Here is a 12,443-nt window from a genome sequence, read left to right on the forward strand (position 1 = left end):
CCCGCCTCATAGCATGTTCCCGTTCCGTTTCACGCCAAATCCCGGTAGGAGTCGCGAGGTGAACGCGCTTTCCCCCGCCCTTGATCTGGCGCCTGCCCTGGTGGTCCTGCCGGGACCCCGCGCCGGCGCGGCTGACGCCGAGCGAGCGGAGGTCCTACGCGCCCCCGACGCCCGGGACCTGTTCGAGCGCGGCCCGGTCCTGGTGGCCCATGCGGCCATGACCGCAAGGCGTCTGGCCCTGCATCCGCCGCAGCGGAGCCCGCGGACCTTCGATGCGCTCGAGCTGTTCGCCTTTGTCCGCCCGGCCAAATTCTGCGCGCCCTCGGCCGCGGGGCTCGCCCAGACGCTCGGCTTGCCTGAGCCCAAGGGCGCGCCGGCCCAGGCTCGCGCCCTGCGCCAGGCCTGCCTGCTGCTGCTGGAAGAGCTGGCGCGCACGCCGCAGCCCAATCGGGAAGAGGCCCTGGCCCAGGCCGAGACCCTGGCGCGGGCCGGCTGGGCCTGGGGGGCTGCTGTGATCGGCGCCCTGCGCTCGGCGCCGGTGGGCAACGCCTTCCGCGGTTCGGGCCTCGATGTCTGGAGCCGGATCCCTGAGTGGGAGGATCAGGCGCCGCCCGGCGAGGCTGGCTCCCGCCCCATCGCAGGCCCTGAGGCCGCCCAGCGGCTGTCGGAGCTGCTGCATCGGGCCGGCCTGGATGAGGCCCGCCCGTCTCAGGCGGAATTTGCATCCGAGGCCGCCTACGCCTTCCAGCCCCGGGAGAAGGAGGGCGAGCCGCGCATGATGCTGGCCGAGGCCGGCACGGGCATCGGCAAGACCATGGGCTACCTGGCGCCCGCCTCCCTCTGGGCCGAGGCCAATGGGCCGGCGGTCTGGGTCTCGACCTATACCCGCGCCCTGCAGCGGCAGATCGAGCGCGAGAGCCACGCCATCTATCCCGACGAGAAGACCCGCGCCCGCAAGGCGGTGGTCCGAAAAGGTCGGGAAAACTACCTCTGCCTCTTGAACCTGCAGGACGCGGTCAACGCCGCCCAGTTGGGCAATGGCGACCTGGTGGGCCTGACCCTGGCCGCCCGCTGGGCCAGGGCGAGCCGGGACGGCGACATGACCGGCGGCGACTTCCCGGCCTGGCTGCCGACCCTGTTTGGCCTGCCCACGCCGATGCAGGCCTCGGCCGCCAATCTGGTGGACCGCCGCGGCGAGTGCGTGCACGCCGGCTGCCAGCACTACCGGACCTGTTTCGTGGAGAAGGCCATCCGGGGATCGCGGCGCGCTGACCTGGTGATCGCCAATCATGCGCTCGTTTTGACCCAGGCGGCCTTTGACGGGGCGCGGGCGGCCCGGGGCTCTAGGGCCGACAGCGAGACCGCGCATCTGAAGCGCCTGGTGTTCGACGAGGGCCACCACCTGTTCGAGGCCGCCGACAGCGCCTTCTCCGCCGCCATTTCCGGCGCCGAGGCCGCCGAGCTGCGCCGCTGGCTGCGGGGGCCGGAGGGCCGAGGCCGGCGGGGCCGAGGGCTTGAGGCCCGGCTGATGGACATGCTGGGCGACGCCGACGAGGCCAAGCGCGCCCTGCTGGCCGCCCTGCAGGCGGCCGCCGCCCTGCCCGGCGAGGGCTGGTCTGGCCGCATTGCGCCGGCCACCGGCGAGGTGAACCCCATCGGCGCCATCGAGGCCTTTCTGGTCGCGGTGCTGGAGCAGCTGCGCGCCCGGGCCGCACCATCGGAGGTGGGCATGGAGTGCGCCGCCCGGCCCGCTCTGGATCTGGTCCGCGACACCGCCCGGGAGGCGGCTGCGGCGCTGGCCCGCATCGAAGCGCCCCTGCTGGCGCTGGCCCGTCACCTGGAAGACCTGCTGGACGCCGAGGCCGCTACGCTGGGACCGAGCGAGCGGGCGCGGATCGAAGGGGCGTTGCGCGGGCTGGATCGCCGGGCGCGGATGACCCTGCCGGCCTGGCGCTCCATGCTGCGGGCCATCGACGAGGACGCCGAGGATGATCCGGACTTTGTCGACTGGTTCGACGCCACCTTCCTCTATGGCCGGGTGGTGGACGCCGCCTGTCGCCGCCATTGGGTCGATCCCACCGAACCCCTGACCAATGCGGTCATCGCGCCCGCCCACGGGGTGCTGGTCACCAGCGCCACCCTGGCCGATCCGGGCCTGGATGATCCCTTTGCGCTCGCCGAGATGCGCACCGGCGCAGCGCGTCTGCCCGACCGGCCCAAGACGCTGAAGCTCGCCTCACCCTTCGACTACGCCGCCAATGCGCGGGCCTTCGTGGTCACAGACGTGGGCAAGGAGGATCCCCGTCAGGTGGCTGCGGCCATGCGCGAGCTGTTCCTGGCGGCCGGCGGCGGCGGCCTTGGCCTGTTCACCGCCATCCGCCGCCTGCGCGCGGTCCATGAGCGGATCGCCGGCCCCCTGGCCGACAAGGGCCTGGCCCTTTACGCCCAGCATGTGGACGCGCTGGAGGTCGGCGCCCTGGTGGACATCTTCCGGGCCGAGGAGGACGCCTGTCTGCTCGGCACTGACGCCGTCCGCGATGGCGTCGACGTGCCGGGCCGATCCCTGCGCCTGCTGGTCTTCGACCGGGTGCCGTGGCCGCGTCCGGACATCCTGCACAAGGCCCGCCGGGTCCGTTTCGGCGGCAAGGGCTATGACGACTCCATCGCCCGGGGCCGCATCGCCCAGGCCTTCGGCCGCCTGATCCGCCGCGCCGACGACAAGGGCGTCTTCGTCATGCTGGACGCCGCCGCCCCCACCCGCCTGTTCTCCAGCCTGCCGCCGGGGGTCGAGATCCAGCGCATGGGCCTGGTGGAGGCCATTGAGGCGACGGCTGAGTTTTTGAAGGTGGACGCGCCCGGCCCGGCCGCGCCGGAGGATTGAGTTAGGGGGGCGGACCGCCCCTTCGCTACCCCCCCAACCGTCTTGGTCGGGTCAAGCCCGAGGGCGATGAGGAGTTGGGGGGAGGGTGTGAGGGGGAATTTCGCCCTAAGCCGTCGCCTTGGAGAACACCTGGATCACCACCACGCCAGCCAGGATCAGGCCGATGCCGATGAGGCCGGCGGTGTCGATCTGCTGGCGGTAGAGGACCCAGGCGATGGCGGTGATCAGGACGATGCCGACGCCTGACCACAGGGCGTAGACGATCCCCACCGGCACGGTGCGCATGGCCTGGGACATGCACCAGAAGGCGATCCCGTAGCCGATGGCGGTGATCACCGAGGGCGCGGTGTTGCGGAAGCCGTCGGACGCCTTCAGGGCCGTGGTGGCGATCACCTCGGCGACGATGGCGATGGCGAGCCAGGCCATGCCGTGCATCAGCCGCCCCGCTTTCGGCCGAAGTCCGGCTCGGCGCTTTCCTGGCCGGCCTCGATGACGCCGCGGCGGATCTCCCGGGTGCGGCTGAACAGGTCAAACAGCTTGTCGCCCTCGCCCCAGCGTATGGCTCGTGACAGGGCCTGCAGATCCTCAGTGAAGCGGCCCAGGACCTCTAGCACCGCGTCCTTGTTGGTCAGGAAGATGTCGCGCCACATGGTCGGGTCAGACGCCGCAATGCGGGTGAAGTCGCGGAAACCGCCGGCGGAGTATTTCATCACCTCGGCCCGGGTGACCTCCTCCATGTCGGCGGCGGTGCCGACGATGTTGTAGGCGATCAGGTGGGGCAGGTGGCTGGTGACGGCCAGAACAAGGTCGTGGTGCTTGTCGTCCATACGCTCGACCTGGGCGCCCAGCGCGGTCCAGAAGTCGGCCAGGCGCTGCACGGCGTCGAGATAGGCGTCGTCCTCCCGGGCCTGGGGGGTCAGGATCACCCAGCGCTGGTGGAACAGTTCGGCGAAGCCGGCGTCGGGGCCGGACTGCTCGGTGCCGGCGATGGGGTGGCCCGGCACGATGTGGACGCTGCCCGGCAAGGCTGCGGCGAGCGCCTCGCTGACCGCCGCCTTCACCGAGCCTACATCGCTGACGATGGCGCCGGGCGAGATCGCGTGGGCGCAGGCGGCCGCCGCCTCGCCGATGGCCCGCACCGGGGTGGCGAAGATGATCAGGTCGGCGCCGGTCACGGCCTCTTCGGCGCTCAGCGTCACCGCATCAGCCAGGCCGAGCTCAGCGATGCGGGCCCGCGCAAAGGGGCTGGCGTCATGGATGACGATCTGGCCCGCCGCGCCGGACGCCCGCGCGCCCCGGGCCAGGGACGAGCCGATGAGGCCGCAGCCGATGATGGCCAGGCGGGCGAAGACGGGCTCAGCCATCAATCGGCCTGCATGAAGTCGGCGAGCGCCTCGACCACGGCGCGGTTGTGCGCCTCAAGCCCGATGGTCATGCGCAGGTGGTGGGGCAGGCCATAGCCGCCGACGCCCCTGACGATCAGGCCGCGGCTGGCCAGATAGGCCTCGGCCGCCTGGGCGCTCTTCGCGCCCGTGGCGGGGAAGCCCACCAGCACGAAGTTGGTGGCGCTGGGCACCGGCGACAGGCCAAGCCCTCCCAGCTGCTGGGCGAGCCAGGGCCGCCATTGGGCCAGCAGGTCCAGGGAGGCCTTCTGGAAGTCCTTGTCGGCCAGGGCCTCCACCGCGGCCAGCTGGCCTGGGATGGAGGTGTTGAACGGCTGGCGGATGCGGTCGAGCGCGCTGATCATCTCGGCCGGCCCATAGGCCCAGCCGACGCGGAGGGTCGCCAGGCCGTGCAGCTTGGAGAAGGTGCGGGTGACGATGACATTGTCGCTGGTGCGGGCCAGGTCCGTCCCGTCCTCGAAGGCGGGATCATCGACGAATTCGGCATAGGCGCCGTCCAGCACCAGGACCACGCTCTTGGGCAGGGCCGCGTGCAGGCGACGGATCTCTTCGCCGCCGACATAGGTGCCGGTGGGATTGCCGGGATTGGCGATGAAGACCAGGCGGGTGCGGTCGTTCACCAGCTTCAGGAGCTCGTCCACATCGACCCGGTAGTCGGGTTCGGGCGCGCTGAGCACCTGCGCCTGGCAGGCGCGGGCCCCGATGGCGTAGGCGCCAAAGGCGAACTCCCCCTGAACGATATTGTCGCCCGGCTCCAGATAGACCTGGCAGAGCATGTGGAAAATCTCGTCCGAGCCGCAGCCGAAGATCAGCTGTTCGGGCTCCAGTCGGAACTCCGCGGCGATGGCCTGGCGCAGGGGGGTGGCGCGGCTGTCGGGATAGATGTGCAGCTGGTCGATGGCGCCGGCATAGGCGGCCTTGGCCCGGGGGCTGCAGCCCAGGATGTTCTCATTGGCCGACAGCTTCAGCGGATGCTCGATCCCGTCGACCTTGGCCTTGCCGGGGACATAGGCCGAGATATCGAGGATGCCCGGCTTGGGAACCGGACGGTCGGCGGCGGCGCGATCGGGGGAATGGGACATGGGCGGGCCTGGGTTTGGACGTATCAGGCCCTGGCTCTTACACGTCGAACGGTTCCGGTGCAGCCCCGATGACGCCGCTCAGGCGACCAGGCGCCCGGGCCAGGCGCTCATCATCGGCCTGATAATAGCCCGCCAGGGTGAAGAGCTTCAGCCCGCCGGCCTCGCTTAGCAGCTCGGCCGCCACCCCGTCGCGGCTCAGCGTCTCGGCCACCTTGGCGGCTGGCCCCGGCGCGTCGGTGACCCAGAGGGTGACATCGGCGCCGGTGGGCTCCACCTCCACCTCGGCGAAGGCCAGCGCCGAGGGCGGCCCCCACGCGTTAAGGCAGGGCAGGACGGCGAAGACCTTGAGCTTCGGCTCCGCCAGCAGCCGGCCCCACCAAGCGCTGTCCCCGGTCAGCATGGCCACGCCCACCCCGCCCTTGAGCTTGGCGGCCGCGAGGGTCTCTTCAGGCTTCTGAGCCATGCGCAGGGGCGGCGCCGCGCCAAAGCGCAGCCGCGTCAGCTCCAGGGCGCGGGCCTGGGTCGGCCCCCCCCAGACGGTCAGGTTGAAGGGCCCCTGCAGGGCCAGGCTCTGGCCCATCAGCTCGCGCCAGATGCGGATGACCAGGGCGTCGCTGGCGCCGGTGCGGGGCATGGCCAGCAGGCGGCGCAGGATTTCGGTCTCGCGGCCCGGGCGAAGCCCGAAGCGGTCGGCCTGACCGGCGGCGGCCTTGGCTGCGGCCACCTGCTTGCCCAGCGCCGTGCGCTCGTCCAGCAGGGCCAGCAGGCCCGCGTCGATCTCGTCGATCCGCGCGCGCACGGCCTCCAGGGGCAGGGCGCCTCCGGACGAGGCTGCGGGCGCGGCTTGCTGAGCGTCGGCCATTTCTATTCCCGAAACGAAAGCCGCGACCTAAGTCATTGCGCGAAGGGGCGCAATAGGCGCCCTTCGCGCAAGAAAGTTGCAGCCGAAACCATCGGCCTCAATAGACCCGCGGCGCCGGCCCGATGGCCACGGGGCCAAGGGTCGTCTGGCCGGCCTGGAAGGTGATGGCCGCCTGAGCGACATTGTCCGCGCCCTGGCGCGCGGCGGCGACGGCGGCGGCGGTCTCGGCGGTCTCAGGGGGCAGGACGCCGCCGGCGCCCAGCGCCGCAAGGGCCTCGGGCGCCTGGCGCAGGGTGACGTCCAGGGTTCCGCGCAGACGGCCATCGGGGCCGACGAACAGCTGGCCGCGATTGACGCCGATCACCGCCTCCCCGGCGGTCAGGCCGGCTTCGCGCACCTGCGCCATGCCGCCGGCCTGGCTCCAGTTGCGCACGGCGTTGGGCCAGTCAGGGCCGCTGAATTCACTCATCTTGGTGAGCAGGGCGTCCCACTTCAGGTCGATGTCGCCGTCCTGGGCGATGCGGGCGAACAGGCCTGACATCTGCGCCTGGCCATCCTCGACCTCCAGGAACAGAGCGCCCTGATCCTCGGGGCCAGGCCGCAGGTGGAAGGCCACCTTTTGGGCCTGAGACAGGGCGAAGGGCTGGGCGCCCGGCGCCGGGGTGAAGATCAGCTCCCGGCCCTCGAAGTCAAAGCGCGGCGGCCTGGCCTCGGCGTTTCCCAGGCTGGCGCGGATCATCTTGCCGGTCACCTGGACCGCGCCTGAGCGAGGCCGGGTGAAGGTCAGGCCGTCGGGCGCGGCAAATATCCAGCGGCCCAGCGCATGCATATAGGCCTCGGACTCCAGGCGCGGGGTAGCCAGGGCCCAGCCGGAGGGCTCGCGGATGACCGCGTCGGTGAGGGTGACGTTCAGGCGGAAGGGATAGCCGCCGATGCTGCGCGTCCCCCAGCTGACCTCATAGCCTGCGATGCGCAGGTTTTCCGCCGTCGCGTCCATCCTGTCGCCGACCTGAATGCGGGTCCAGAACCAGAATCCGCTCCAGACGATCATCGCCAGGAACAGGAGGGCGAAGGGCAGGATCAGGCCCAGGCGGCGGGGTTTGCGGGCGGGGGCGGGATCAGGCACAGACATGGACGGCTTTGCAGGCTTTCTACGGACAGGTCAGGAATGGCGGACGGCGAGGGGCGGTGGGTGTTCGGCTATGGGTCGCTCATGTGGCGGCCGGGCTTCAGCTTTGTCGAGCGCTCGAGCGCCATCCTACACGGCCGTCGCCGGGCCTTCTGCATCTATTCGGTCCACCATCGGGGCACCTATGAGCGGCCGGGCCTGGTGCTGGGCCTGGCGCCCGGCGGCGCGGTGCGGGGCGCAGCCTATCTGGTGGCAGAGGCCGACTGGCCGGAGGTCTATGCCTATCTGATGGAGCGCGAGCAGCCCACCGAGACCTATCTGGAGGCCTGGCGACCTGTGCGCCTGGCCGATGGCCGGCGGGTGGAGAGTCTGGTCTTCCTCTCCGACCTCAGCCATCCCCAGTGGGCCGGGGCCCTTACCCTGGAGCGGCAGGCTGAGCTGATCACTGGCGCCGTCGGCCTGTCGGGGCCCAACGAGGACTATCTGCGCGACCTGTTGGGCCACCTCCGCGACGAGGGCGTGCGCGACCGGGCCATGGAAGACCTGCTGATCCAGGTCGAGACTCGCACCAGAGCCGCGCTGGCCTAGAGGTCCAGCAGCTTCATCGAGGCCGTTTCGATCCGTTCCTCCAGGGTGCGCATGAACTCGGCGCGCTTCAGGCCCGGCGGGATCGGCTCCAGATATTCGAAGACGATGACGCCCGGTTTGCGCAGAAAGCCGTGCTTGGGCCAGTGGACCCCGGAATTGGTGGCCACCGGATGCACCGGCAGGTTCAGCTCCCGGTAAAGGGCCGCGATGCCGGGCTTGTAGCTGCCGCGCACGCCGGGCTCGCCCCGGGTGCCTTCGGGAAAGATCACCAGCTGGCGGTCTTCCTGCAGGCGCTCTTCGGTGTCGCGCACCAGCTTTTTCAGCGCGGCGGCCTGGGCCTCGCGGTTGACCACGATCATACGCGCCTTCTGGGCGTACCAGCCGAAGAAGGGGATCCACATGAGCTCCTTCTTCAGGACGAAGCAGGAGTCTGGCAGCCAGGCGAACTGGGCGAAGACGTCGAACATGCACTGGTGCTTGGGCGCCACCAGGGCCTTGCCTTTGGGCAGGTGCTCTAGTCCCCGGACCTCGACGCGGATGTCGCAGATCCGCAGCAGGGCGATGACGCCGCGGCTCCAGAAATCGAGCGCCCGCAGAATCCACGTGCGCGGCGCCAGCATCAGCGGGGTGATCAGGATCGCCACGGTGGCGGACCACAGATAGAAGAGCGCCACAAAGAGCAGGGAGCGCAGAGCCGTCACGGCGAGCCTCTTTCTTGCATTGTCCTTGGTCCCTGGTTCGCCGCTGGTCGGCGAAAGATCAACCGCCCTGAGAGGCCGGCTCTGGCGGCGCCTCGTCCTTGGGGCCCAGGCGCAGGACCAGTTCGCGGCCGAGAATGGCCAGGTATTTGGAATACTCCATCACCATCAGCCGGGCGCCGCCGGTCGTGCGCCACCAACGCTGGGCGTCGAGGCTCGGCGTGGTCACGGGGTAGGCCTGGAGCGTGATGCCAGGCAGGGCCGAGCCCAGTTCCAGCATGGCCCGGGGCATATGGTAGTCGGCCGTGACGATGATCAGGCTGTCATAGCGCCTGGCCCGCACCCAGCCCGCGGTCTCCTGGGCGTTGCCAAAGGTGTCAGCGGCCTCGAAGCCCAGATCGACGCAGCAGTCGTAGAGCAACTGTACGGCCCGGCTGACATTGCGGATGTCTTCGCGGCTGGCCTCTCGGTTGACGCCGGAGATCAGCATCCGGTCGCCCTTGCCGGCCTCCAGGAGACGCATGCCCGCGGCGATTCGTTCGTTCGATCCCGCGCCGGTGAGGGCGACGATGCCGTCGGCGACCACGGGTTCCGGAGCCGGGGTGGACTGCTCGATCCGGATGGCGAAGGCCAGAAGGCCGGCGGCCCAGATCAGGGCGGCCACAAAAAGGAGGGCGAGCGTTTTCATGGGGCTCTCAGGACAGCTCGCGAATGAGACTCGCGGCCGTCACCCGCGCCGCCACCGCCGCCACCAGGGCTGCGGCCAAGGGGCAGGGTAGAACAGCCAGCAGATCGCTCCAAGCCACTGGAAGCACGGGCGTCAGCCCCTGTCCGCCGCCGCCCAGCCGCATCGCCGCGCCCAGAACTGCGGCGCAGGCGGCGCCCACCAGGCCGGCGCCCGCGGCCATCTGAGCGAACCGGACCTGGAACAGTCGGGCGATGAAGGCGTCCTCGGCCCCGGTCAGGTGCAGCAGCTCGACCACCTCGCGCCGGGCGGCCAGGCCCGCCCGGGTGGCGAAGGCGACGACCGCGGCGGCTGCGGCCGAAATTAGCAGGAAGACCCCAAGCCCGACCCAGCGGGCGATCGCCGCGCCGCGCTGGATGTCGGCGAGCCAGGTGGTGTGGTCGTCCACCACCGCATCCAGGCCGCGGGCCAGCAGGGCCCGCTCCAGGCTCTGGGCCGAAGCTGGGGCCTCGCGGTCGAGCACCACCGCCACCAGGCGGGGCACCGGCAGGTCGGCGAGATCGGCGGCCTCCCCCAGCCAGGGGGCGATCAGGGCCTCGGCCTTCTCCCGCTCAAGCGCTCTCGCCTCGGCGACGCCAGGGACGCCGGCTAGGGTCTCGGCGGCGCGGGCGGCGGCGGAGTCCGGGGTTTCATTAGCCTTGGGCCGGACGATCACCGTCATCTCGCCGCTGAGCTGGTGGGACCAGCCCCGGGCCGCCCGGTCCGAGGCGATGACGCCAAGCGCGGTCAGACAGGCCAGGAAACAGAGGACGGCGACCACGAAGACCAGGGCGCTGTCGCGGGTGTCCCGCTCGGGCAGGAAGGGGGCCGGCCGCCACCGGTCGAGGTCGAAGGGCCCGCTGGTCCGGCGACGGCTCATGGTCGCGCCCCGGCGGAAACCGGGCCCATGTGCGCCAGCCGCCCATCCTCCAGGTGCAGGACCGGCATGCCCGACCTGGCGACCAGATCCTGGTCGTGGGTGGCGATCAGCACGGTGGTTCCCAGGCGGTTCAGCTCCAGGAACAGGCGCAGGATGCGCAGGCCCATCTCATGGTCCACATTGCCGGTGGGCTCGTCGGCGAGCAGGATGTCAGGACGTCCCACCACGGCGCGGGCGATGGCCAGCCGCTGTTTCTCGCCGCCGGCCAGGGTGGGGGGCAGGGCGTGCATCCGGTCCTTGAGGCCGACCCAGGTGAGCAGCTCGGCCACGTCCTGACGGTAGGAGTCGGGCTTGCGACCGGCGATCCGCAGCGGCACGGCCGCATTGTCGAAGGCGCTCAGATGATCGAGGAGGCGAAATTCCTGGAAGACCACGCCAATCCGGCGGCGCAGGAACGGACGCACCTCGGCCGGAGTCTGGACCACATCCTGGCCGAACAGGTGCAAGAGTCCCTTGGACGGCTGGGCGGCCAGATAGATCAGTTTCAACAGGGAGGTCTTGCCCGCCCCCGAGGGGCCGGTGACGAAATGGAAAGACCCTTGCGGCAAGGAGAAGGAGAGGTCCCTGAGCGTCTCAGGCTCGCGTCCGTACCGCATGGAGACGTCGTCGAAGCGCACGACGGCGTCCCAGGCGTCGGCCGTTTCTGCGGCGTTCGGGTTTCTGGACATGGAGACCGGAATCGGCGACCTCGATACGGTGGGCTGGAGGGTCCGATACAGCGGCCATGATACTGACCTGTCCAGATTGCTCCACCAGCTATTTCGTGGACGACGCAAAGATCCCTGAACAAGGGCGCGTCGTGAAGTGCGCGAGCTGTGGAAACCGGTGGACGGCCCGCCGCGAAGCGCCTGCGGCGGCCCCTGAGCCGGTCGCAAGCCCCGCACCCGCCCCCGCCGATAGCCCCCCTGCGGCCGCCGATCAACCCACGCCCGAGGTTGCCCCGGCGCCTGAGGCCGAGCCCACGGGCCGGGCCGGCGAGGCCCTGCCGCGGGCTTTCCGAGCGAAGGCCGATGATTCCCGACGCCTGCGGGAGGCCGCCGCCACCGGCGTGGTCTGGGCCGGCATGTCGGCGGCGCTGGCCCTGATGATTGTGGTGGCCGTGGTGTTCCGGGTCGATGTGGTGCGCCTGTGGCCCAGCGCGGCCGGCGCCTTCGCCAGCGTCGGGCTGCCGGTCAATAGCGTCGGCCTGGCCATTGAGGGGGTGGAATTCGAGCCTGCCCTCCATGACGGCCATGCGGCCCTGTCGGTGTCGGGCATGATCCGCAATATCGAAGATCGCACCATCACCGCCCCGCCCCTGCAGATCCGCCTGCTGGACAAGGCGGGCGTGGCGGTCGCCACCAAGATCGCCCGCCCGGCCGATCCGGTGATCCCGCCTGGCGAGACCCGCCATTTCGCCATCTCCCTGATCGATCCGCCGGGCGCGGCGGCGGACCTGGAAATCACCTTCGCCGAGCTGCGCGCCGCCGCTGAACCCCCCGCGGCCCCGGCTGAAATGCTCGACCTGCGCGGGGCGGCCGAGGCCAGCCTCCCCGAGGCGGCCCATCCGCCGGCGCGGGACGCTGTCCCCCTGGCCGAGCCGGCGCACGCCGCCGAGGCGGAGCACCATGACTGAGCCGGTGGCCGAGATCCTGTTGGACGAGGCCGAGGTCGCCGCCCGGGTGGAGGCGCTGGCCAAGACCATCGCGCCCAGGATCGACGACGACACGGTGGTCATCTGCCTGCTCACCGGCGGTCTGTGGTTCTGCGCCGATCTGACCCGGGCCCTGGCGCGGGCCGGACGCCATGTTCGCTTCGACGCCCTGTGGCTGGCCTCCTATGGCGACGCCCGGGCCAGTCTTGGCCGCTGCGAAGTGCGCGCCGACCTGCAGCGTCCGCTGGAGGGTCGCCGCGCCCTGATTGTTGATGATGTGATCGACACCGGTCTGTCGCTCAGCGAAGCCGCCCGGCTGGTGCGGGACTCCGGCGCCTCTGAGGTGCTGACCTGCGTCTTCGCCACCAAGCCCTGGCCGACGCCCCGGGCCATCGAGCCGGACTTCGTCGCCTGGACCGCCCCGCCGCGCTTCCTCGTCGGCTACGGCATGGACGCCGCCGGCCGCCTGCGGGGCCTGCCCTATGTCGGGGCGATGGACTGAG

Annotated in this window: 13 protein-coding genes; 4 read left to right on the forward strand and 9 right to left on the reverse strand. The window is 70.9% G+C overall.

Annotation, left to right across the window (positions count from 1 at the left end; all coding sequences use genetic code 11):
- Positions 1 to 13 precede the first annotated feature (13 nt).
- Positions 14 to 2,881 carry an ATP-dependent DNA helicase gene (locus Q8N19_RS08580; RefSeq protein WP_371133816.1) on the forward strand — a complete coding sequence of 956 codons (2,868 nt, stop codon included), beginning with the start codon at positions 14 to 16 and terminating at the stop codon, positions 2,879 to 2,881.
- A gap of 105 nt (positions 2,882 to 2,986) precedes the next feature.
- Here the strand turns inward: Q8N19_RS08580 and Q8N19_RS08585 are convergent, their stop codons facing one another.
- The 5 genes from Q8N19_RS08585 to Q8N19_RS08605 form a co-directional block, all read right to left on the reverse strand.
- On the reverse strand, positions 2,987 to 3,316 hold the full coding sequence (locus tag Q8N19_RS08585) for a multidrug efflux SMR transporter (protein WP_305589719.1): 330 nt from the start codon (positions 3,314 to 3,316) through the stop codon (positions 2,987 to 2,989).
- Positions 3,316 to 4,245 carry a prephenate/arogenate dehydrogenase family protein gene (locus Q8N19_RS08590; RefSeq protein ID WP_305589720.1) on the reverse strand — a complete coding sequence of 310 codons (930 nt, stop codon included), beginning with the start codon at positions 4,243 to 4,245 and terminating at the stop codon, positions 3,316 to 3,318. Before Q8N19_RS08590 ends, Q8N19_RS08585 begins: the two co-directional genes overlap by 1 nt.
- The gene (gene hisC, locus Q8N19_RS08595; protein ID WP_305589722.1) at positions 4,245 to 5,366 is read right to left on the reverse strand and encodes a histidinol-phosphate transaminase; all 1,122 of its coding nucleotides are present in this window, start codon (positions 5,364 to 5,366) and stop codon (positions 4,245 to 4,247) included. The genes Q8N19_RS08590 and hisC overlap by 1 nt, the downstream gene beginning before the upstream one ends.
- A gap of 37 nt (positions 5,367 to 5,403) precedes the next feature.
- A complete protein-coding gene (locus Q8N19_RS08600; RefSeq protein ID WP_305589724.1) occupies positions 5,404 to 6,228 on the reverse strand; it encodes a chorismate mutase in 825 nt (274 codons plus the stop codon).
- Between the two features lie 97 nt (positions 6,229 to 6,325).
- The gene (locus tag Q8N19_RS08605; protein ID WP_305589726.1) at positions 6,326 to 7,360 is read right to left on the reverse strand and encodes a DUF2125 domain-containing protein; all 1,035 of its coding nucleotides are present in this window, start codon (positions 7,358 to 7,360) and stop codon (positions 6,326 to 6,328) included.
- Positions 7,361 to 7,396: 36 nt separating this feature from the next.
- Between Q8N19_RS08605 and Q8N19_RS08610 the strand changes: the two genes are divergently transcribed.
- On the forward strand, positions 7,397 to 7,945 hold the full coding sequence (locus Q8N19_RS08610; RefSeq protein WP_305589728.1) for a gamma-glutamylcyclotransferase: 549 nt from the start codon (positions 7,397 to 7,399) through the stop codon (positions 7,943 to 7,945).
- Here the strand turns inward: Q8N19_RS08610 and Q8N19_RS08615 are convergent.
- The 4 genes from Q8N19_RS08615 to ftsE are packed head-to-tail and all read right to left on the reverse strand — an operon-like array spanning position 7,942 to position 10,975.
- Entirely contained in the window at positions 7,942 to 8,646 is a 705-nt protein-coding gene (locus Q8N19_RS08615) for a 1-acyl-sn-glycerol-3-phosphate acyltransferase (protein WP_305589729.1), read from the reverse strand. The genes Q8N19_RS08610 and Q8N19_RS08615 overlap by 4 nt on opposite strands.
- A gap of 58 nt (positions 8,647 to 8,704) precedes the next feature.
- The gene (locus Q8N19_RS08620; RefSeq protein WP_305589731.1) at positions 8,705 to 9,331 is read right to left on the reverse strand and encodes a YdcF family protein; all 627 of its coding nucleotides are present in this window, start codon (positions 9,329 to 9,331) and stop codon (positions 8,705 to 8,707) included.
- A 7-nt stretch (positions 9,332 to 9,338) separates the two neighbouring features.
- Positions 9,339 to 10,247: an ABC transporter permease gene (locus tag Q8N19_RS08625; protein WP_305589733.1), complete on the reverse strand. Its 909-nt coding sequence runs from the start codon at positions 10,245 to 10,247 to the stop codon at positions 9,339 to 9,341.
- Positions 10,244 to 10,975, reverse strand: a complete 732-nt coding sequence (gene ftsE / locus Q8N19_RS08630; RefSeq protein ID WP_305589735.1) for a cell division ATP-binding protein FtsE — start codon at positions 10,973 to 10,975, stop codon at positions 10,244 to 10,246. Before ftsE ends, Q8N19_RS08625 begins: the two co-directional genes overlap by 4 nt.
- Before the next feature lie 56 nt (positions 10,976 to 11,031).
- Between ftsE and Q8N19_RS08635 the strand changes: the two genes are divergently transcribed.
- Positions 11,032 to 11,922, forward strand: coding sequence for a DUF3426 domain-containing protein (locus tag Q8N19_RS08635; RefSeq protein WP_305589737.1), 891 nt, complete (start codon positions 11,032 to 11,034; stop codon positions 11,920 to 11,922).
- Positions 11,915 to 12,442 carry a phosphoribosyltransferase gene (locus Q8N19_RS08640; protein WP_300575631.1) on the forward strand — a complete coding sequence of 176 codons (528 nt, stop codon included), beginning with the start codon at positions 11,915 to 11,917 and terminating at the stop codon, positions 12,440 to 12,442. Before Q8N19_RS08635 ends, Q8N19_RS08640 begins: the two co-directional genes overlap by 8 nt.
- Position 12,443 lies beyond the last annotated feature (1 nt).

It is taken from the genome of Phenylobacterium sp., assembly GCF_030693405.1.
Lineage (GTDB): Bacteria > Pseudomonadota > Alphaproteobacteria > Caulobacterales > Caulobacteraceae > Phenylobacterium.